Consider the following 20,315-nt stretch of genomic DNA (forward strand, 5'->3'; position numbering starts at 1 on the left):
CACAACGGACCTGTCCCATGAAAGTCGTCATCGCTCCCGACTCCTTCAAGGAAAGCCTTTCCGCCCCTGAGGTCGCCGAAGCCATTTCCCGTGGCTGGCTGCGCGCCCGGCCTGACGACGAAACCGTGCTGCGGCCCATGGCCGACGGCGGCGAGGGCACGGTGGATGCGGTGCTGGCCGCGCGGCCGGGCGAACGTCGCGAGCTGGAGGTCTGCGGCCCGCTGGAGCAGCCGGTGAAAGCCCACTGGGGCTGCCTGGCAGACGCCACGGCGGTGATCGAGATGGCTGCCGCCAGCGGCCTGCACTGGGTGCCCGAAAGCCTGCGCGATGCCACCCGCACCACCAGCCGCGGCACGGGCGAATTGATTCGCGCGGCGCTGGATGCCGGCGCGAAGAAGATCATCATCGGCCTGGGCGGCAGTGCCACCAATGACGGCGGCCTGGGTCTGCTGCAGGCGCTGGGCGCGAGTTTCCTCGATGACCAGGGCAAGGAGCTGGGCGCCGGCGGCGCGCAGCTCTCGCAACTTCAGCGCATCGACCTGTCGAACCTCGACCCGCGGCTGGGCGCGGTCGAGGTCGAAGTCGCTGCTGACGTGAACAATCCCCTTTGCGGCCCGCATGGCGCCTCCGCTGTCTTCGGACCGCAGAAGGGCGCGAACCCGGCGCAGGTGCAGCAACTGGACGCCGCTCTCAAACGCTTCGCCGAAGTAGCGGCGCAGGCTCTCGGGCAGGATCACAGCCTGTTCCCCGGCGTCGGTGCCGCGGGTGGTCTGGGCTTCGCCTGCCGGGCCTTCCTCAAGGCGCGGTTCCGCCCGGGCATCGAGCTGATCGCCGAGCTGTCGGAGTTGGAAGCGGCGCTTGCCGGCGCGTCGCTGGTCATCACCGGGGAGGGGCGGCTGGACGGCCAGAGCCTGCATGGGAAGACGCCGGTGGGCGTGGCCCATGTCGCCCGTCGCGCGGGCGTGCCGGTGATCGCACTGGCGGGCAGCGTTGGCGAAGGGCTGGCTGAATTGCGCGAAGCGGGGATCGAAGCGGCGTTCAGCCTGGCGCCGGGGCCCATCACCCTGGCCGATGCCTGCGCACGGGCGGCGCAGGAACTGGAAAACCGCGCCGAGGCGCTGGCACGCTTCTGGTCGCTGGCTCAGGCGGCGCGGTAGTCGTCGGCGGCGCGTTGCAGCCAGTCGGGGAGGTCGCGGCGTTTCACTTTCTGGCGCTTGGCATCCGCCAGGCGTTCGAGCAGGTAATGGCGCTTGTGCGGATCATCGCCTGCCAGCGACAGGGCCAGGTCGCGGTCCATCCAGCGGCGGATGCGCCAGTAGATCCACCAGTGGAAATACAGGCCGGCAGCGGTGGTGACGACGATGATGAAGTAGTCCATGCGAGAATCCAGGTGGGGTGCTTCTTCTGCGGGCACCAGCCTAACCGATCCTCCCGCAGGAAAAACTGAGCCACGGCAGGCGATTTCGGTGGATATGGCACAAACTGTACGAAAGCTGAATCGAGATCAGCTGTTTCACGACCTGGCGTGACAGGCGGGCTGTCGTCGGAGTCTAATAGTCGTAGCCCTACTCGGAGGTTCCCTAATGCGTAAAACTGCCCTGATCGCCGTGACGTTTGCTGCCCTGGCCATGACCCTCGGTGGTTGCCAGTCCAGCCTGACCGGCGATACCTACACCCGTGAAGAAGCACGTACCGTGCAGAATGTTCGCATGGGTACCATCCAGGCCCTGCGCCCCGTGAAGATCGAAGGCACCAAGACCCCGATCGGTTCGGTTGCCGGCGCTGCGGTCGGCGGCATCGGTGGCAGCGCCATCGGTGGCGGCAAGGGCAGCTATGTCACCGCCATTATTGGCGCCGTGGCCGGCGGCCTGCTCGGTGCGGCTACCGAGGAAGGCCTGACCCGTACCCAGGGCGTGGAAATCACCGTCCGCGAAGACGACGGCAGCACCCGCGCCTACGTTCAGCAGGTCGACGAAGGTGCCGTGTTCCGTGTTGGCGAGCGCGTGCGCATCCTGACCGTCAACGGTACCAGCCGCGTCGCCCACTGACCGGTTGCCGGCCGCCGACCCGTGGCGGCCATCGAAACTCAGCGCGCGACAGTCGATCCGACTGTCGCGCGCTATCGTTTTGGGGGATTGGAAAATCGACCTGGGGTACTGCCGACGCGACCAGGGCTGAATTTTCGTAATAATTCAATCCATGACGCGTAATCGATAGATATGGATAATCGTGGCCTTCGTACGCCGGCCCCTGCGGTGCGGGGTCGTTTGTATGGACGCCATCCGCTGGCGAGAAGGAGCAGGACATGATTCTGGCGCTGATCATCGCGCTGCCTTTCTTCGGGGTATTGCTGCCGCTGCTGGCCGAGCGTTTCGGCCGAACGGCCTGTGCTGCCGCGACCGGCCTGGTGCCGCTCGCCGGGTTGGCCCTGCTGTTGAGCCAGCGCGCGGTCCTGGGCGCTGATCCGCGGGTGTATCGCTCGGAGTGGTTGCCGGAACTGGGCTTGAACCTCAGCCTGCGCCTGGATGGCCTGGGCTTTCTGTTCGCCCTGCTGATCCTCGGCATCGGCCTGCTGGTCATCCTCTACGCCCGCTATTACCTGTCCGAGAAAGAACCCGCCGGGCGCTTCTTCGCCTTCCTGCTGCTGTTCATGGGCGCCATGCTCGGCGTGGTGCTCAGCGAAAACCTGCTGCTGATGCTGGTGTTCTGGGAGCTGACCAGCCTGTCGTCGTTCCTGCTGATCGGCTTCTGGGGCCATCGCTCGGATGCGCGCAAGGGCGCGCGGATGGCACTGGCAGTCACCGGTGGTGGCGGCCTCGCGCTGCTGGCCGGCATCCTGCTGATCGGCCACGTGGTCGGCAGCTTCGAGTTGAGCACCGTGCTCGGCGCGCGCGAGGTGCTGCAGGCCAGCCCGCTGTTCCCGCTGGCGTTGTGCCTGGTGCTGCTGGGGGTATTCACCAAGTCGGCGCAGTTCCCGTTCCACTTCTGGCTGCCCCATGCCATGGCGGCGCCGACCCCGGTGTCAGCCTACCTGCACTCGGCGACCATGGTGAAGGCCGGCGTGTTCCTGCTGGCGCGCCTGTACCCGCTGCTGTCGGGCAATGACCTGTGGTTCTACCTGGTCAGCCTCACCGGCCTTGCGACGCTGCTGATGGGGGCGTTCATTGCGCTGTTCCAGAACGACCTCAAGGGCCTGCTGGCTTACTCGACCATCAGCCACCTGGGCCTGATCACCCTGTTGTTCGGTCTGGACTCGCCCATGGCCAACGTCGCGGCGATCTTCCACATCATCAACCACGCGACCTTCAAGGCCTCGCTCTTCATGGCCGCCGGCATCATCGACCACGAGACCGGCAGCCGCGACATGCGCCGCATCAACGGCATGTGGAAGTACATGCCGCATACCGCTGTGCTGGCGATGGTGGCGTCGGCGTCCATGGCCGGCGTGCCGCTGCTCAACGGCTTCCTCAGCAAGGAGATGTTCTTCGGCGAGACCCTGGCGCAGAACATGATGGGCAGCTTCAACTGGTTGATCCCGGCGCTGGCCACCGTCGGCGCGCTGTTCTCGGTGAGCTACTCGGTGCGCTTCATCCACGACGTGTTCTTCAACGGCGAGCCGATCAACCTGCCCAATCCGCATCCCCACGAGCCGCCGCGCTACATGAAGGTGCCGGTGGAAATCCTGGTGCTGATCTGCCTGCTGGTGGGGATCATGCCGGGCATCATCGTCGGCCCGCTGCTGGCCGGCGCCGCCGCATCGAGCCTGAATGGCCCACTGCCCGAGTACAGCCTGGCGATCTGGCACGGCTTCAATGTGCCGCTGGCCATGAGCTTCGTCGCCACGGCCGGCGGCGTTCTGCTCTATGTGCTGCGCAAGCCCCTGTTCGACTGGTACGCGGGGTTGCCCGCGATGGATGCCAAGCTGGTGTTCGAGCAGCAGGTGCAGCGCGTGGTGCGTTTTGCCGCGCGGGTCACCGACTATCTGGAGAACGGCTCGCTGCAGCGCTACTCGATGTTGCTGGTGCTGGCCGCGGTCATTGTGGTGCTCGCCGCGCTCGCGCCGCTGCCGAGTATCGAGGGTGATCGCCAGCAGACTGCCCTGGACGGCATCACCGCCCTGGGCCTGGTGCTGCTGGCGATCGCCGGACCGTTGACCGTATGGTTCCACCGCCAACGCCTCACCGCGCTGGTCATCCTCAGCATCGCCGGCCTGCTGGTGGCGCTGGCCTTCGCGCGCTTCGCCGCGCCGGACCTGGCGCTGACCCAGTTGTCGGTGGAGGTGGTGACCATGGTCCTGCTGATGCTGGCGCTGTACTACCTGCCCATGCGCACACCGAAGACCTCCAGCAGCCTGCGTCGCCTGCGCGATTTCGTCATCGCCCTCGGGGCCGGCCTGATGGTGACGCTGCTGACCTATGCCGTGCTGACCCGTCCGTACGACAGCATCGCCGGTTACTACCTGGAGAACAGCGTCACCGGTGGCGGCGGCCACAACGTGGTGAACGTGATCCTGGTGGACTTCCGTGGCTTCGATACCCTCGGCGAGATCACCGTGCTGGCCATCGCCGCCGTCGGCATCTTCGCGCTGCTCGATGGCCTGCGCCTGTTGCGCCGCGAGCAGGACGACGAAGGCCACGCCTGGGCAAAGGATCGCTTCCCGCCCATCCTCGCCGCGCTGTCGCGCCTGCTGCTGCCGCTGGCGCTGCTGGTCTCGGTGTTCATCTTCCTGCGCGGGCACAACCTGCCGGGCGGCGGCTTCATTGCCGGGTTGATCACCTCGGTGGCGCTGATTCTCCAGTACATCGCCTGTGGCAGCCGCTGGGTGAACACGCGCCTGCCGCTGGACTACAGCCGCCTCGCCGGCCTCGGTGTGCTGATCGCCGGGCTGACCGGCCTGGGAGCCTGGTTCTTCGGCTTCCCGTTCCTCACCTCGGCGTTCGGTCACTTCCACATTCCGCTGGTGGGCGAGATCGAACTGGCCACCGCCATGCTCTTCGACCTGGGGGTTTACTTCACCGTGGTCGGCGCAACGCTGCTGATTCTTTCCGGGCTGGGTTCGGTCACTGCGCCGCCGGAGCCGCTGACCAAGGAGGCGCACTGATGGAAGCGCTGTTCGCCATTGCCCTCGGGTTGCTGACCGCCAGCGGCGTTTATCTGCTGCTGCGCGCACGCACCTTCCCTGTCGTGTTGGGGCTGACCCTGCTGTCCTATGCAGTGAATCTCTTCCTTTTCGCCATGGGCCGCCTTGCCGGTGACCCGGCGGTGATCGGCAAGGTCGCCAACGCTGGGGACCCGATTCCCCAGGCGCTGGTGCTGACCGCCATCGTCATCGGTTTCGCCATGACCGCCTTCGTCATCGTCCTGGCTCTGCGTGGGCTGGCGGAAACTGGTGGCGATCATGTCGATGGCGGCAACGGGGAGGACGGCCGATGAACCACTGGCTGATCCTGCCCGTCCTGCTGCCGCTGTTCGCCGGCTGTGCGCTGCTGCTGGTCGGCGATCGCCTGCAACGCGGCTTGTCGCTGCTCGCCACGCTGGCGCTGCTGCCGCTTGCCGCCGTGCTGCTGCAGCAGGCCGACAGCGGCGTGGTGCAGTTCTACGCGCTGGGCAACTGGCAGCCGCCGTTCGGCATCATCCTGGTGCTGGACCGCCTCAGCGCGCTGATGATTGCCGCCACCGCGCTGCTCGCCAGCCTGTCACTGATCTACGCGCTGCGCGGGGATGACAAGCGCGGCAAGCGCTTCCACCCGTTGTTCCAGTTCCAGTTGCTGGGTTTGAACGGCGCGTTCCTCACCGGTGACCTGTTCAACCTCTTCGTGTTCTTCGAGATCCTGCTGATCGCTTCCTACGCGCTGTTGCTGCATGGCGGCGGGGCAGGGCGCGTGCGCGCGGGTGTGCACTATGTGGTGCTCAACCTCGTCGGCTCGGCGTTCTTCCTCATCGCCGTGGGCACGCTTTACGGCATCACCGGCACCCTGAACATGGCGCACATGGCCGAGCGCGTGGCGCAGCTGAGCGTCGAGCAGGCGCCACTGGTGCGTGCGGCGGCATTGTTGCTGCTGGTGGTGTTCGGCCTCAAGGCCGCGCTGCTGCCGCTGTATTTCTGGCTGCCCAGGGCCTACGCCGAAGCCACCGCACCGGTGGCGGCGCTGTTCTCGATCATGACCAAGGTGGGCATCTACTCGATCCTGCGCGTGTACACGCTGATCTTCGGCGAGCAGGCCGGCGAGTTGGCGAACCTCGCGCAGGTCTGGCTGTGGCCGCTGGCACTGGCCGGCATCGTCGCCGGTGCGCTGGGTGCACTCGCGGCGACCACGCTGCAAGGCCTGCTGTCGTATCTGGTCGTGGTATCGGCCGGTACCCTGCTGGCGGCCATCGCCCTGGGCACGCCGGAAGCGTTGTCCGCTGCGCTTTATTACCTGCTGCACAGCATCTGGGTGGCCGGCGGCCTGTTCCTGCTGGCCGACCTGATCGCCCGCCAACGTGGCGACAAAACCGGCCGGCTGGTGCAAGGCCCGGCGTTGCTGCAGCCGCATCTGCTGGGCGGCGCGTTCTTCTTCGGCGCTATCGCGGTCGCCGGTTTGCCGCCACTGTCGGGTTTCCTCGGCAAGCTGATGCTGCTGCGCTCGGTCAGCGGCGGCAGCGAGGCTATCGCGCTGTGGAGCGTAGTGCTGGTCAGCGGGCTGGTAACCATCGTTGCCTTGAGCCGCGCTGGCAGCACGCTGTTCTGGCGCACCGGACTGAGCGTGCTGGGTAGCGCCAATCGCGAACCGGTGAAGATGCTGGCAAGCTTCGGTCTGCTGGCCAGCGCACCGCTGATGGTGGTCGCTGCGCGGCCGCTGATCGACTACACCCAGGCCGCCGCCGTGCAATTGCTGGATGCCGGGCTGTATCGCCATGCGATCCTGCTGGGAGGTGGCGCATGATCCGGCGCTTCTTCCCGCATCCGCTGCTCAGCGGTGTGCTGCTGCTGAGCTGGCTGCTGCTGGTCAACGATTTCTCCCTTGGCCATTGGCTGCTCGGCGGCTTTCTCGGTCTGACGATCCCGCTGCTGTGCCGCAACCTGCTGCTGGCTGCACCACGCATCCAGCGGCCGGGCCTGCTGCTGCGCTTCATCGGCCTGGTGCTCTACGACATCGTGGTGGCCAACCTGCAGGTGGCGAAACTGGTGCTGGGGCCGAAGGCCAACCTGCAACCGGGTTTCGTCGAGATACCCCTGGAGCTGACCGATGACCTGGCCATCAGCATCCTCGCCAGCGTCATCACCCTGACCCCCGGCACCTGTTCCGCCGACCTGTCCGCCGACCGCCGTACGTTGCTGGTCCACGGCATCGACGTGCCCGATCCGCAGGCGCTGGTGGCGGATATCAAGGCGCGCTACGAAGCGCCGCTGAAGGAGGTGTTCGCATGCTCGGCATCGTGATCCCGATCTGCCTGGCGTTGCTGGGCGTGGCGGTGCTGCTCACCGTGGCGCGGCTGATCCGCGGGCCATCGGTGGCGGATCGCATCCTCGCGCTGGACACGCTGTCGATCAAAGCCATCGCGCTGATCGTGCTGTTCGGCATCTGGAAGGGCAGCGGCCTGTACTTCGAAGCGGCGTTGCTGATCGCGGTGATGGGCTTCGTCAGCACCGTGGCGCTGTGCAAGTTCCTCCTGCGCGGAGACATCATCGAATGAACGTGATCATCGAGGCGCTGGTCTGCTTCCTGCTGCTGGCCGGCAGCCTGTTCGCCCTGCTCGGCGCCATCGGCCTGTACCGGCTGCCGGACTTCTACACGCGCCTGCACGCGCCGACCAAGGCCTCGACCCTGGGCGTGGGCGGCGTGGTGCTGGCCTCGCTGCTGTACTTCAGTACGCGCGGCGAGGGCGTGAGCCTGCATGAGATCCTGATCACCGTGTTCCTCTTCATCACCGCACCGGTGAGCGCGCACCTGCTGGCGAAGGCGGCGATGCAGCAGCGGGTGCCGGTGGAGCGGGGGACCAAGGGCAAGCCCTGGGACTGATTTTGAGTCTTGTTTGTGCTGTTTCTGGATTGGGTGTTCTGCGTTGCTTCGGTGTGCGCTGGGGCTTCTCGTTTCGCCCCCTCGGGCGAGTTACTTTTCCAAACGCCGGATGGCCGCCCCCCGGAAAGTAACCAAAAGGCTTGCCCCGGATATCCGGTTTTTCGCTTAGGCGAAAAATACCCTCGTTGAACGGGGCAGTCGGAGCGTGCGGGTGTTTTTCTGGAATCCTTTCAGAGCCAGAGCGGTGTTGCTCTTCGTAGGAGCGAGCTTGCTCGCGAACCGCCCTGGCGCTGGAGCCGCCGGTGAGTTTGTTCGCGAGCAAGCTCGCTCCTACAGTTCGAATCCGGCCCATACAGTTTCCCCACGATTCTGTACCTGTCGGCCGCAAGCGTGCGCCTCCTATACTCCGGGGACCTTTTGACTGGAGCGTCCCGTGCAGCAATCCCGGCCGTTCGCCCTCGCGTGCCTGGTGCTGGCCATGGCGCTCTGGGGCAGTTCCTTCATCGCGCTGAAATTCGCCTTCCAGGAAATGCCCGCCATGTGGGTGATCTTCGCCCGGATGGCACTGGGCAGCCTGATCTTCCTCGCCGCCTGGCGCTGGCGTGGGCGCATCGACTACCGACCCGGTGACTGGAGGTGGCTGCTCGCCCTGGCTGCCTGCGAGCCGTGCCTTTACTTCATCTTCGAGTCCCTGGCGCTGCAGCAGACCAGCGCCGCGCAGGCCGGGATGATCACCGCACTGCTGCCTCTGCTGGTGGCGGTTGGCGCGTTTTTCCTGCTGCATGAACGGATCGCCCGCAACACCTGGCTGGGTTTTGCCCTGGCGGTGCTCGGCTCGCTCTGGCTGACCCTGGCCAGCGAGCCGGACAGCCATGCACCCAATCCGCTGCTGGGCAACTTCTACGAGCTGCTGGCAATGCTTTGCGCCACCGGCTACACCCTGCTGCTCAAGCACCTGTCGGCGCGCTATTCGCCCTTCATCCTGACCGCGATGCAGGCGTTCATCGGCTCGGTGTTCTTCCTGCCGCTGGCGCTGGCAACCTCCGGGCTGCCGGCGGCGCCCGGCCCGACTGGCTGGTTCGAGCTGGTCTACCTGGGCAGCGTGGTCACCGTCGGCGCCTATGGACTGTACAACTTCGGCGTCAGCCGCCTGCCGGCGAGCCAGGCGACCGGCTTCATCAACCTGATCCCGGTGTTCACCCTGATCTTCGCCGCGCTGCTGCTGGGCGAGGTGCTCAGCGGCCAGCAGGCGCTGGCCGCCGGGCTGGTGTTTGCCGGTGTCGCCCTCAGCCAGTGGCGCAGTGCGCCGCCCACGTCGCCCGCCGGTGTGCTGGACTGAACTCACTGAATTGCTTGCACTGCCAGGAGAACGACACGATGGCTGCCCAGGAACGCAACTGGACTCGCGAGGCGATCCGCATCATCGAAGCGGATTTCCAACGCAGCGCCGATACCCACCTGATCCCACTGGACATGCCCGGCCTGCCGGGCGTGGACCTGTATTTCAAGGACGAGTCCAGCCACCCCACCGGCAGCCTCAAGCACCGGCTGGCGCGCTCGCTGTTCCTCTACGCGCTGTGCAACGGCTGGTTGCGGCCCGGCGCTCCGGTGATCGAGGCGTCCAGCGGCTCCACGGCCATCTCCGAGGCGTATTTCGCCCGGCTGCTCGGCGTGCCCTTCATCGCCGTGGTACCGGCCAGCACCTCGAAGGAGAAGATCGCGCAGATCGCCTTCTACGGTGGCCAGTCGCACCTGGTGGACGACCCGACGCAGATATACGCCGAGTCCGAACGCCTGGCGAAGGAAACCGGCGGCCACTTCATGGACCAGTTCACCTACGCCGAGCGCGCCACCGACTGGCGGGCGAACAACAACATCGCCGAATCGATCTTCCAGCAGATGCGCCACGAGCGTTTCCCCGAGCCGGCCTGGCTGGTCTCCAGCCCCGGCACCGGCGGCACCCTGGCCACGCTGGGGCGCTTTGCGCGCTACCGCCGGCATGACACCCGTGTGCTCTGCGCCGACGCCGAACGCTCGGTGTTCTTCGATTCCTACCGCACCGGCGACCGTGACCTGACCCTGAGCTATGGTTCGCGCATCGAAGGCATCGGCCGCCCGCGCGTGGAAGCGTCCTTCCTGCCCAACGTACTCGACGCCTGCTGCAAGGTGCCGGACGACCTTTCGCTGGCCGCCATGCACTATCTGGCGCAGCGCCTGGGGCGGCATGTCGGCGGCTCCAGCGGCACCAACCTGGTTGGCGCGCTGCTGGTGGCGCGGCAGATGGTGGCGCGGCGCGAGAGCGGCTCGGTGGTGGCGATCCTCTGCGACAGCGGCGAGCGCTATGAAACGACTTACTACAACCCGCTGTGGCTGATTTCCCAGGGCTTCGACCTCGATCCGCTGATCGAGGCGGTGCGCCAGTGCGCCGAGCACGGCACGGCGCTGCCCGGCGATCTGCCCTGTATCGGGCTGGACTGAACCCTGTGGAGGGATGCATGAAAACCATTGGCCTGATCGGCGGCATGAGCTGGGAGTCGACCATTCCCTACTACCGGCAGATCAACGAGCGCATCAAGGAAAAACTCGGCGGCCTGCACTCGGCGAAGATCGCCTTGTACAGCGTGGACTTCCACGAAATCGAGCGCCTGCAGCACGCCGGCGACTGGGAGGCCGCCGGCCGCCTGCTGGCTGACGCCGCGCGCTCGCTGAAGGCGGCTGGCGCGGACTTCCTGGTGCTCTGTACCAACACCATGCATAAGGTAGCGCCGGCCATCGAGGCGGCAGTGGATATCCCGCTGCTGCATATCGCCGACCCGACCGCCGAGGCGATCCGCGCGGCGGGTGTGTCCACGGTCGGCCTGCTGGGCACGCGCTTTACCATGGAGCAGGCGTTCTACAAGGATCGCCTGGCGGAGAGGTTCGGGCTGAAGGTACTGACACCGGACGAGGCTGATCGCCAGGTCGTGCACCGGATCATCTACGAGGAGCTTTGCCTGGGGCAGATTCGCGACGAGTCGCGGGAAGCCTACCGGCGCATCATCGCCGCGCTGGTGGAGCAGGGCGCCGAGGCGGTGATCCTCGGTTGCACGGAGATTTCCCTGCTGGTCGGCCCGGCGGACGCCTCGGTGCCGCTGTTCGACACCACTGCGCTCCATGCCCTGCAGGCGGCCGATGCCGCCCTTTGACGAGGACGAACAGCATGAGCTTCATCAGCCTGAAAGTACGCGCGGCGTTCATCATGCATGGTTACGACGAGCAGAACCGCGAGGTGATCGAGCACGTGTCGGACCCGGACTTCGTCGAGAAGCTGGTGCGCGTCGAGCGCATCCAGTCGATCAGCGAGAAGTACGTGCTGGTGACCGCCAGCGAGGGTCGGCTGGCTTATTGGGAGTACGCCGAGGAGTTCGCTGTGCTCAAGGCAAGGTTGGTGGCGGCCGGGCTGCTCGTTTGAAGCAGTCATGTGCGTAGGAGCGGACTTCGTCCGCGATGGGCTCAGGCGCGATTCGAACCTATCGCGGACGGGGTCCGCTCCTACGTTGTCTGAAAAACTTGTGCGGGTCGATCAATCGCCGCTGGAGCCGCCCGGATAGGCGCAGCCGCGCATGACCTTGTTGTCCAGGCGCAGCTCAGCGGAGAGGTTGCTCAGGGCGCCGCTCATGCTGTCCTGGCAGCGTGCCGGAGCCACCCACAACTCGACCTTCTCGCCGTTGGCCTCGCTGGAATAACTGGTGCTACCGTCGGGCACGCCCTCGGCGATGTACGGCAGCGCCAGCGATTCCTTGCCCGGCTGCTCGATCAGCATGCCCTGGCTGTTGACCAGCACGCTCCAGCCCGGCTCGTTGCCGTGGGCACGGACCACCGCGCGCTTGAAGTTCGGGTCGTCGCAGCCCGAGCCCTCGTTCTGCAAACGATAGACCTTGGCCACTTCCAGCTTGCCGTCGGTGCCCTGGGCGCTGCTGCCGCTGAAGCTGCCGCGCAGGTCGGCGTACAGCGAGGTGGCGCCGTCGTTGAACATCTCCAGTGCGTCGCGGGGCAGGCCGGTGTTGCCGGTGTCCTCGATGCTGAAACGGCGCTGCTCGGTGCAGCTGCGGAACACCAGCTTGCCGTCCAGGCGGCTCAGTTCGCCCTGCAGGCGGGTGGAGGCGTTAAGATCGGTCTTGTTCGGCGTCCATACCTGGCAGGCAGCGAACAGGGGTAGCAGGCTGAACAGAATGAAACGGCTGGATCGCATGGAACGGGCTCCCTCGAAAGTGCGCCCACGTTACCCAGCGAAGCCGGCCACCTCAAGGGTAATGCCCAACGGCGAGGAGAATTTCGGATGATCCGCTGCAAGCGCGCTTACGAACCGGCGACCCAGGACGACGGCCTGAGGGTGCTGGTAGACCGGCTCTGGCCACGGGGAATTCGCAAGGAAGACCTGTACATGGAGTACTGGGCCAAGGAGGCGTCGCCGTCCAACGAACTGCGCCAGCGCTTCCACCACGACCCGAGCCTGTTCGAAGAATTCCGCAAGGCCTACCACGGCGAACTGAACGCCCACCCGGAGCACTGGATGGGGCTGCTGGACCTCGCGCGCAAGGGCACGCTGACGCTGCTCTATGCGGCCAAGGACGAGGAGCACAACAACGCCCGTGTGCTGGCGGAGTTTCTCGAGGACGAGTTGGCGAAGCAGGGCGAGGGCAGTTCCCCGGTCTGCTATGCCGGGAAGACCGAATAGAGGCGGTTCGCGAGCAAGCTCGCTCCTACAAGTCCCGCGTGGCGCGCTGCTTCTCTGTAGGACCGAGGGGGACGCCCAGTCCTTGCTCGCGAACCAGGACAAACGGCTGACGCAGAAGCATCAGCTGCGTAGGGCGCATAACGCGCCAGCGTTATCCGCCTCCGGTGTTTACGGCGTATAACCTGTTCCAGGTTATCCGCCCTACGAAGTTGCTCGCGAGTCGTGCAGGGCGGTTACCAGATCTTGTACACCTGCCCGCTCTGCTTGCCTTCCACGCTGCGGGCGAAGCCCAGGGCGGCATCGGCGGCAGGTACCGGCTTGAAGCCGCGGAAGAACGGCGCGTAGCCCTCCATCGATTCCACCAGCACGTTCGGGCTCACCGCGTTGATCCGCTGGCCGCGCGGCAGTTCCAGGGCGGCGCTGCGCACGAAACCTTCCACCGCGCCGTTGACCAGGCTGGCCGAGCTGCCCAGCACGATGGGCTGTTCGCTGAGGATGCCGGTGGTGAGGGTGAAGGACGCGCCGTCGTTGGCGTACTGGCTGCCGATCAGCACCAGGTTCACCTGGCCCATCAGCTTGTCCTTCAGGCCGACTGCCATTTCTGCTTCGCCCATTTCCGACAACGCACCGAAGTGCACCTTGCCGGCAGCGCTGATCAGCGCATCGAAGTTGCCGACCTGCTCGAAAAGCGCGCGGATCGACGCGCTGTCGGTGATGTCCACGCGGAAGTCACCGCTGTTGCGGCCGACGCGGATGATCTCGTGGCGCGGGGCCAGTTCGTTGGCGACGGCCTGGCCGAGGGTGCCGCTGGCGCCGATCAGGATGATTTTCATGAAGACTCTCCACTGAGTGGTTTGGCTGAAAGTGAATTCAGTCTAGAGTGACCCTCTGTTTTGATAATCCAGTCAATCGACAACCTTTGGTTTTCATATGGAAACAATCGCCAGCGATCTGGAAGACCTTTCCGCCTTCGCCGTGCTGCTGGAGTGCGGCAGTTTCACCCGCGCCGCGGAGAAGCTCGGTTGCAGCAAGGGGCAGTTGTCCAAGCGTATTTCCGCGCTGGAACAGGCGCTGGGCGCAACCTTGGTGCACCGCACCACCAGACGTCTGTCGCTGACTGCCGCCGGCGCCGCATTGCTGCCAGAGGCCCAGGCGCTCAACGCCCAGGCGGCGCGGGCGCGGCAGGCGGTGCTGGCGTTGCAGGAGGAGGCGCAGGGCAAGGTCCGGTTGAGCGTGCCGGTATCCCTGGGCGAGACCTTCTTCGATGCCTGGCTGATGGAGTTTTCCCACCAATACCCGGACATTCGCCTGGAGCTGGATTTGTCCAACGCGCGCCGTGACCTGGTGGCAGACGGCTTTGACCTGGCGATCCGCTCCGGCAGCCTGGAGGTGGATGACCGCTTCGTCGCCAAACCCCTGTTTGCCTTGCAGGAACTGACCTGCGCTACGCCCGGCTACCTTGCCGAGCACGGTGCGCCGCGGGCGCCGGCGGACCTGTCAGCCCACTCCTGCCTGCAGAACACCCACTACCAGGACAGCGATGTCTGGCTTTACCAGCGCCGCCACGAACTGTTCCGCGTTGCGGTCAGCGGTGTGCTGGCGAGCAACCACTACACACTGCTGAAGAAAGCCGCGCTGGCTGGCGCCGGCATCAGCCGATTGCCGTCCTACATGATTCAACAGGAGTTGGCTGAAGGCAGGCTCGTCTGGCTGCTCCGTGATTACCAGACACGCACCCAGCCAGTGTTTCTCATCCATCCGTATCAGGGGCGCCTGCCACGCCGCACGCAGTTGCTGGCGGACTACCTGCTGCGCTGGTTCGAGCATAGCCGTCGGCAGTTGGTCGCCCTGGAGGGCTGACAGGCAATTCATTCACGTTCGTTCAGCTTTGTTCAGTGATGGTTCAGAAAGGGTTCAGGGGGAGTTCAGGCATGGCCTCGTAGGCTTTGCCCTATTCTTCCAGCCCCTTCCAAGGTGACCACCATGAACCGCTCCACCCTGCTGCTGACTGCCCTGTTCTCCAGCGCCGCTCTGCTGAGCGGCTGCGCTTCCGACCTCTCGGGTTCTTCTTACTCCCGCGCTGACGCCCGCGCTGTGCAGAACGTGCGCATGGGCACCATCGAGTCCTTGCGCCCGGTGCAGATCGAAGGCACCAAGACGCCCATCGGCACCCTCGCCGGTGCGGCGGTCGGCGGTATCGCCGGCAACTCCATCGGTGGAGGCCGCGGCAAGGCCATCACCACCATCCTCGGCGGCGTGGCCGGCGGCGCGGCGGGCTCGGCAGTGGAAGAGGGCATCACCCGCACACAGGGCGTGGAAATCGTGGTCCGCGAGGATGACGGCGGCACCCGCGCCTATGTACAGGCGGTCGATTCGCAACAGTTCCGCGTTGGCGATCGCGTTCGCATCATGTCCGTCAACGGCGCCAGCCGAGTGACCCTCTGACCTGGAGACCCCACCATGCGCCGCCTGTTGACCGCTCTGCTGCTGATCGTTGGCTCTGGCACTGCCATGGCCGATGAGGACGGAGGCTTCTGGTACCTGCAGACCAGCGTCTACACGACCCACTGGACCAACGACCCGGAGCACAACAACCATCAGGAGCTGATCGGCCTGGAACGCAACCGCGCTGACGGTGTGGTCTGGGGCGGCGCGACCTTCAAGAACTCCTTCAGCCAGCGTTCCAATTATGTCTACGCCGGCAAGCGCTTCGACTGGGAAGGCACGCCGTTCTACGCCAAGGTCACCGGCGGCGCGCTGCAGGGGTATCGCGGCGAATACCGCGACAAGATTCCGCTGAACCGCTATGGCGTGGCGCCTGCGATCATCCCGTCGGTGGGTGCGCACCTGGGGCCGGTGGGCGCCGAGTTCGTGGTGCTGGGAGGCTCGGCTGCGATGGTCAATGTGGGCGTGCGCTTCTAAGTTTTCCTGAAGCCAAACGGCGCGGGCCGCAGTGCAAAATCACTGTGGCCCGCGCCGTTTTTGTTTGCAGGGGAGGTCAGAGAGTGACGTCCTTCAGCGCCTTGTCCAGGCAGTCGATGAACAGCTCCGCATGTTCCTGCTCGAAGGCCAGCAGCGGACGGATCTTCAGGATGTTCTCCATGGGACCGGCCGCACTGATCAGCACGCCGCGCTCGCGCATGGCATTGACCACCTGGCGGGTCTGGTTGGCAGCCGGGTTTTTTGCGGTGCGATCGGTGACCAGCTCGACGCCGAGGAAAAGCCCTGCGCCGCGCACGTCGCCGATCAGTTCATGGCGCTCGGCGAGCTGGCGGATGCCCTGGAGCATGAGGGCGCCGATGCGCTGCGAACGCTCCTGAAGCTGTTCGTCGCGGATCACGTCGAGTACCGCCTGGGCCGCCGCGCAGGACACCGGGTTGCCGCCGAAGGTGTTGAAGTAGCGCACCTCGCGGCCGAAGCTTTCGAGGATTTCCGGGCGCACCACGACGCCGGCGATGGGCTGGCCGTTGCCCATGGGTTTGCCAAGGGTGACCAGGTCCGGCTGCACGCCGTGGCGTTGGAAGCCCCACATGGCGTCGCCGGTGCGGGCGAAGCCGCTCTGCACTTCGTCGGCGATATAAAGCAGGCCTTCGTCCTGGGCGACTTTCACGGCTTCGGCAAGGAATCCGGCCGGATCGGCCAGCACGCCGTCGCTGGCGAAGATGCCATCGAGTAGTAGCGCGGCGGGCTTGATGCCATGGGCGCGCAGGTCGGCGATGGCGGCGCGCACATCGTCGGCGAAGAGTTTGCCGACGTTCTCTGCGCCCAGTCGGTAAGCATCGGGCGCGCGCACGGTGCGGGCGTGGGCGGGCAGGGTGATGCCGGCGCCGAGGGACGGCGAGAGTTCGGAAATGGTCCCGGTGACGCCGTGGTAGGCGAAGCGGGTGATGATCACCCCGGTGCCGCCGGTGTACTGGCGAGCGATACGCAGGGCGAGGTCGTTTGCCTCGCTGCCGGTGCAGGTGAACATCACCTGGTCCAGGCCCTCCGGGAAGGTGGCGAGCAGGTCCTCCGCGTAGTCGAGGATGCCTTCCTGCAGGTAGCGGGTATGAGTGTTGAGCACCGCCGCCTGGCTGGCGATGGCTTGCACCACGCGCGGATGGCAGTGGCCGATGGAGGCGACGTTGTTGTAGGCGTCGAGGTAGCGGTTGCCCTGGTTGTCGTAGAGCCACACGCCCTCGCCGCGTACGGTGTGCAGCGGGCGCTCGTAGAACAGGCGGTAGGCCGGCCCGAGCAGGCGCGCGCGGCGCTCGATCAGGCGGCGCTCCTGTTCGCTCAGGCGCTCGGCATCGGCGGCACTGAATCCGTTGGGCATGGTCATGGGCGGGGCTCCTCTTGTGTGGCGCAGGCGGCGAAGATCTGCTCCTGCGCCTGTTCCCGGCTCAGGCGGGCCAGGCCTTGCACGGCCTGCCAGGCGTGGCGGGTGTTGCGCAGGATGTAGTCGCGGTTCTCGGGGTGCAGGCTGGCGCGCCAGGCGGTGATGCTCAGGGTCATGATCAGGCGCGTGGCAATCAGGTCGGCGAGGATTTCCTGTTCCTCGGCCAGCAGCGGGCAGCGGCGATGGTAGGCGGCGATCATCTCGCAGGCGGTGGCCAGCGGCGCGTCCGGCTCGCCCACCTGGTAGGCGGCGGCGACGCCGAGGTCGTTGATCAGCGGCGCGTGGACCATGTCGCCGAAATCGAGAATGTTGCGCACCCGGTCCGGATGCTCGGCATCGACGATGACGTTGTGCGGGTTCAGGTCGTTGTGGATGACCTGGGCGCGCAGCGTGGACTGGCGGGGCAGGGCGTGGCGCTCGAAGTTGTCGAGGAAGCGCTCGACCAGGGCGCGCTGTTCTCGATCCTGAATATAGACCAGCAGGTTGCGCAGGCGCGAGGCGTGCTTGAGGTCCCAGAGCAGTTCGTGGTCGGCGGTGGCGGGGTGTTCGAAGTCCTTCAGCGCCAGGCCCAGGCGCGCCAGGTCGTCGCCCAGGTTCTCGCGCAGGGCGCGGCTGCGTTGCGGGACGCGGTGCAGGGGCACGCCGTCGACGAAGGAGAACAGCCGGGCAATCATCGGCTGGCCGTCGACGCGGATGGAAATCTGGTGGTCGCCGTTGAGCGAGGGATAGACGCGCTGCACTGCCAGGGTCGGGTCGAGGGCCTCCACGCGCAGCAGGGCGCGAGTCTGGAAGTCCACGACCTGCGGGTCCTCCAGCGGGTGCGAGAGCTTCAGCAGGCGGTCGTCGCCATCGCCGTGGGCGATGTGGAAGTTCAGGTCGCGTTCGCCGGCGAGGCGGTGCAGCGTGCCGCGCTGGCCGAAGTATTCGTCGGCGATGGCAGCGGCCTGGGCGTCGCTCACCTGGGCGGGGGCCGCTTCCAGCAGGTGATCGTGGACGGGAGCGGTATTGAGGGGCACGGGTACATCTCCAGCAGGGTTCAGCGGTCGTTCGGTATTGCAGCGGCCGGGCGAGGTGGCGCGCCCGCCCGGCGCGGGGCCGGGCGGACGCCATCCACTTACTTGCTAGCCCAGGCGTTGAAGCGGGTTTCCAGTTCCTCGCCGTGGTCGATCCAGAACTCGGTGTCCATGGCGCGCGCGTTCTCCAGGTTCTGCGGCGCGGTGGGGAGTTTCGGCGCGATGGCGGCGTCGATCAGCGGGATGGTGTTCTTGTTGGTCGGGCCGTAGGGAATGTTCTCGGCGAAGACCTTCTGGTGCTCAGGCTTGTTGGCCAGGGCGATGAACTGCTCGGCCAGCTCCTTCTTCGGGCTGCCCTTGACGATGGCCCAGTGGTCCAGGTCGTAGATGCTGCCGTTCCACTGGATGGCGAAGTCGCGGCCTTCCTTCTGCGCGGTGGCGACGCGGCCGTTGTAGGCCGAAGTCATCACCACATCGCCGGCGGCCAGCCATTGCAGCGGCTGCGCACCGGCTTCCCACCACTGGATGTAGGGCTTGATCTCGTCGAGCTTCTTGAACGCACGGTCCACGCCCTCCTTGGTGGCCAGTACCTTGTACAGGTCGGCCTGTTTCACGCCGTCGGCTTCCAGGGCGAATTCCAGGGTGAACTTGGCGCCACGGCGCAGGCCGCGCTTGCCCGGGTATTTCTTCACGTCCCAGAAGTCGGCCCAGCCGGTGGGGGCGCTGGCGAGTTTCTTGGCGTCATAGGTGAGCACCGTGGACCAGATGAAGATGCCCACGCCGCAGTCGCTCACGGCGGCGTCGAGGAAGTCGGCCTGCTTGCCGAGCTTGCTCCAGTCGAGCTGCTCGAACAGCCCCTCGCTGCAACCGCGCATCAGTTCCGGGGATTCCACCTCGACCACGTCCCAGCTGGTCTTGCCGGTGTCGGCCATGACCTTGATCTTGGCCATCTCGCCGTTGTACTCGGCGCCCTGCACAGTGACCTTGGCCTGCTGCTCGAAGGGTTTGTAGAAGGCCTTTTCCTGGGCCACCTTGTTGTCGCCACCGAACGACACCACGGTCAGTGTCTCGGCGTGGAGCTGGGCGGCGCCGCCGGCCAACATCATCAGTGCTATGGCTTTCTTGAACATGCGATGACTCCTGAGCGGGCCAATCCGGCCCATGAATAAGAGGGCAGCTTCAAGAGTGGGGCGACGCGCCGGACCAAGCTGGAAGGCCGGCTGGCGTTGCCCTCGGACATCAGGGAGAGGAACGGGCGGAACAGGTGCGGTCGATCATGGGAAGTTGCTCCGTTTCTTGTTGTTGTTCGGATAGCTCGTTGTAGGACCAAGCTGAGACCGATTAAAACATCTTCCAAAACATGATGCATCATGTTTTTATTGGCGCCAGTGCTTCAAGGATGTTCACCACTCGCGCGCACTCAAATGAAGGGGATGCCTGCACCATGAACCAGACCAGAACCCTGCTTCTCACCGGCGCCAGCCGAGGCATCGGCCATGCCACGGTGAAGCACTTCAACGCTGCCGGCTGGCGCGTGTTCACTGCCTCGCGCCAGGACTGGAGCGCCGAGTGCCCCTGGGCCGAAGGCTTGATCAACCACATCCACCTGGATCTGGAGGACATCGACAGCGTGCAGGCCAGCCTGCCGATGATCCGCGAGAAGCTCGGCGGCTCGCTGCACGCCCTGGTGAACAACGCCGGCATCTCGCCCAAGGGCCCGGAGGGCGAACGCCTGGGCGTGCTGGGCAGCGACTACGCCACCTGGCTGAAGGTGTTCAACGTCAACCTGTTCTCCACTGCGCTGCTGGCGCGTGGCCTGTTCGACGAACTGAAGGCAGCCAAGGGCTCGGTGATCAACGTCACCTCCATCGCCGGTTCGCGCGTGCATCCCTTCGCTGGTGCGGCCTATGCCTGCTCGAAAGCCGCGCTGGCCGCGCTGACCCGCGAGATGGCCCATGACTTCGGCCCGCACGGCGTGCGAGTGAACGCCATCGCGCCGGGGGAAATCGACACGGCCATCCTGTCTTCGGGCACCGAGCTGATCGTCGAGCGCGATATTCCGATGCATCGCCTGGGTAAGCCGGAGGAAGTTGCTTCGCTCATCCATTTTCTCTGCACCAGCGGCGCGTCCTACGTGAATGGCGCGGAAATCCACGTCAACGGCGGGCAGCATGTGTGAAACCGGCTGGCATTCGGCGCGATCA

The 20,315-nt window shown here is 65.9% G+C and carries 23 protein-coding genes; 17 read left to right on the forward strand and 6 right to left on the reverse strand.

Features of this window, described 5'->3' with window-relative positions; translation table 11 throughout:
• Positions 1–17: 17 nt before the first annotated feature.
• Positions 18–1,157: a glycerate kinase gene (locus tag A6723_RS00890; protein ID WP_054908826.1), complete on the forward strand. Its 1,140-nt coding sequence runs from the start codon at positions 18–20 to the stop codon at positions 1,155–1,157.
• Here A6723_RS00890 and A6723_RS00895 read toward each other — a convergent pair.
• Positions 1,142–1,378, reverse strand: a complete 237-nt coding sequence (locus tag A6723_RS00895) for a hypothetical protein (RefSeq protein WP_054908825.1) — start codon at positions 1,376–1,378, stop codon at positions 1,142–1,144. The genes A6723_RS00890 and A6723_RS00895 overlap by 16 nt on opposite strands.
• Before the next feature lie 205 nt (positions 1,379–1,583).
• Between A6723_RS00895 and A6723_RS00900 the strand changes: the two genes are divergently transcribed.
• The 11 genes from A6723_RS00900 (at position 1,584) to A6723_RS00950 (ending at position 11,454) form a co-directional block, all read left to right on the forward strand.
• Positions 1,584–2,048: a glycine zipper 2TM domain-containing protein gene (locus A6723_RS00900; RefSeq protein ID WP_045209875.1), complete on the forward strand. Its 465-nt coding sequence runs from the start codon at positions 1,584–1,586 to the stop codon at positions 2,046–2,048.
• Positions 2,049–2,305: 257 nt separating this feature from the next.
• Positions 2,306–5,101 carry a monovalent cation/H+ antiporter subunit A gene (locus A6723_RS00905; protein WP_054908824.1) on the forward strand — a complete coding sequence of 932 codons (2,796 nt, stop codon included), beginning with the start codon at positions 2,306–2,308 and terminating at the stop codon, positions 5,099–5,101.
• Positions 5,101–5,433 (forward strand): Na+/H+ antiporter subunit C, encoded by a 333-nt coding sequence (locus A6723_RS00910; protein ID WP_054908823.1) that lies wholly within the window; start codon positions 5,101–5,103, stop codon positions 5,431–5,433. Before A6723_RS00905 ends, A6723_RS00910 begins: the two co-directional genes overlap by 1 nt.
• The gene (locus A6723_RS00915; RefSeq protein ID WP_054908822.1) at positions 5,430–6,926 is read left to right on the forward strand and encodes a monovalent cation/H+ antiporter subunit D; all 1,497 of its coding nucleotides are present in this window, start codon (positions 5,430–5,432) and stop codon (positions 6,924–6,926) included. The genes A6723_RS00910 and A6723_RS00915 overlap by 4 nt, the downstream gene beginning before the upstream one ends.
• Positions 6,923–7,423 (forward strand): Na+/H+ antiporter subunit E, encoded by a 501-nt coding sequence (locus A6723_RS00920; protein WP_054908821.1) that lies wholly within the window; start codon positions 6,923–6,925, stop codon positions 7,421–7,423. The genes A6723_RS00915 and A6723_RS00920 overlap by 4 nt, the downstream gene beginning before the upstream one ends.
• Positions 7,408–7,677, forward strand: a complete 270-nt coding sequence (locus A6723_RS00925) for a K+/H+ antiporter subunit F (RefSeq protein ID WP_017521062.1) — start codon at positions 7,408–7,410, stop codon at positions 7,675–7,677. The genes A6723_RS00920 and A6723_RS00925 overlap by 16 nt, the downstream gene beginning before the upstream one ends.
• Complete coding sequence (locus A6723_RS00930; protein ID WP_054908820.1) at positions 7,674–8,003, forward strand: Na+/H+ antiporter subunit G; 330 nt, start codon at positions 7,674–7,676, stop codon at positions 8,001–8,003. The genes A6723_RS00925 and A6723_RS00930 overlap by 4 nt, the downstream gene beginning before the upstream one ends.
• Positions 8,004–8,436: 433 nt before the next feature.
• Positions 8,437–9,342, forward strand: coding sequence for a DMT family transporter (locus A6723_RS00935; RefSeq protein ID WP_054908819.1), 906 nt, complete (start codon positions 8,437–8,439; stop codon positions 9,340–9,342).
• A gap of 38 nt (positions 9,343–9,380) precedes the next feature.
• Positions 9,381–10,481: a PLP-dependent cysteine synthase family protein gene (locus A6723_RS00940; RefSeq protein ID WP_054908818.1), complete on the forward strand. Its 1,101-nt coding sequence runs from the start codon at positions 9,381–9,383 to the stop codon at positions 10,479–10,481.
• 17 nt (positions 10,482–10,498) lie between these two features.
• Positions 10,499–11,188 carry an aspartate/glutamate racemase family protein gene (locus A6723_RS00945; RefSeq protein ID WP_054908817.1) on the forward strand — a complete coding sequence of 230 codons (690 nt, stop codon included), beginning with the start codon at positions 10,499–10,501 and terminating at the stop codon, positions 11,186–11,188.
• Between the two features lie 14 nt (positions 11,189–11,202).
• Complete coding sequence (locus A6723_RS00950; protein ID WP_054908816.1) at positions 11,203–11,454, forward strand: hypothetical protein; 252 nt, start codon at positions 11,203–11,205, stop codon at positions 11,452–11,454.
• A 111-nt stretch (positions 11,455–11,565) separates the two neighbouring features.
• Here the strand turns inward: A6723_RS00950 and A6723_RS00955 are convergent, their stop codons facing one another.
• Positions 11,566–12,234, reverse strand: a complete 669-nt coding sequence (locus A6723_RS00955) for a COG3650 family protein (protein WP_054908815.1) — start codon at positions 12,232–12,234, stop codon at positions 11,566–11,568.
• Positions 12,235–12,321: 87 nt separating this feature from the next.
• On the opposite strand from A6723_RS00955, the gene A6723_RS00960 reads away from it, so the two are divergent.
• The gene (locus tag A6723_RS00960; protein WP_054908814.1) at positions 12,322–12,720 is read left to right on the forward strand and encodes a DUF488 domain-containing protein; all 399 of its coding nucleotides are present in this window, start codon (positions 12,322–12,324) and stop codon (positions 12,718–12,720) included.
• 233 nt (positions 12,721–12,953) lie between these two features.
• Here the strand turns inward: A6723_RS00960 and A6723_RS00965 are convergent, their stop codons facing one another.
• Positions 12,954–13,553 (reverse strand): short chain dehydrogenase, encoded by a 600-nt coding sequence (locus A6723_RS00965; protein WP_054908813.1) that lies wholly within the window; start codon positions 13,551–13,553, stop codon positions 12,954–12,956.
• Positions 13,554–13,650: 97 nt separating this feature from the next.
• Between A6723_RS00965 and A6723_RS00970 the strand changes: the two genes are divergently transcribed.
• From A6723_RS00970 to A6723_RS00980, 3 genes are all read left to right on the forward strand, one after another.
• Entirely contained in the window at positions 13,651–14,580 is a 930-nt protein-coding gene (locus A6723_RS00970; protein ID WP_054908812.1) for a LysR family transcriptional regulator, read from the forward strand.
• A gap of 123 nt (positions 14,581–14,703) precedes the next feature.
• Entirely contained in the window at positions 14,704–15,165 is a 462-nt protein-coding gene (locus A6723_RS00975; RefSeq protein ID WP_054908811.1) for a glycine zipper 2TM domain-containing protein, read from the forward strand.
• A 15-nt stretch (positions 15,166–15,180) separates the two neighbouring features.
• Positions 15,181–15,642: a hypothetical protein gene (locus A6723_RS00980; protein WP_054908810.1), complete on the forward strand. Its 462-nt coding sequence runs from the start codon at positions 15,181–15,183 to the stop codon at positions 15,640–15,642.
• Positions 15,643–15,718: 76 nt separating this feature from the next.
• On the opposite strand, the gene A6723_RS00985 is transcribed toward A6723_RS00980, so the two are convergent.
• From A6723_RS00985 to A6723_RS00995, 3 genes are all read right to left on the reverse strand, one after another.
• Positions 15,719–17,041, reverse strand: coding sequence for an aspartate aminotransferase family protein (locus A6723_RS00985; RefSeq protein ID WP_054908809.1), 1,323 nt, complete (start codon positions 17,039–17,041; stop codon positions 15,719–15,721).
• The gene (locus A6723_RS00990) at positions 17,038–18,114 is read right to left on the reverse strand and encodes a phosphotransferase (RefSeq protein ID WP_054908808.1); all 1,077 of its coding nucleotides are present in this window, start codon (positions 18,112–18,114) and stop codon (positions 17,038–17,040) included. Before A6723_RS00990 ends, A6723_RS00985 begins: the two co-directional genes overlap by 4 nt.
• A gap of 98 nt (positions 18,115–18,212) precedes the next feature.
• A complete protein-coding gene (locus tag A6723_RS00995; RefSeq protein ID WP_045209894.1) occupies positions 18,213–19,241 on the reverse strand; it encodes an ABC transporter substrate-binding protein in 1,029 nt (342 codons plus the stop codon).
• A gap of 314 nt (positions 19,242–19,555) precedes the next feature.
• Here A6723_RS00995 and A6723_RS01000 point away from each other — a divergent pair, with 314 nt between their 5' ends.
• Complete coding sequence (locus tag A6723_RS01000; protein ID WP_024765199.1) at positions 19,556–20,290, forward strand: SDR family NAD(P)-dependent oxidoreductase; 735 nt, start codon at positions 19,556–19,558, stop codon at positions 20,288–20,290.
• Positions 20,291–20,315 lie beyond the last annotated feature (25 nt).

The organism is Pseudomonas sp. AU11447 (assembly GCF_001672555.2).
GTDB classification, from domain to species: Bacteria; Pseudomonadota; Gammaproteobacteria; order Pseudomonadales; family Pseudomonadaceae; genus Pseudomonas; species Pseudomonas nitroreducens.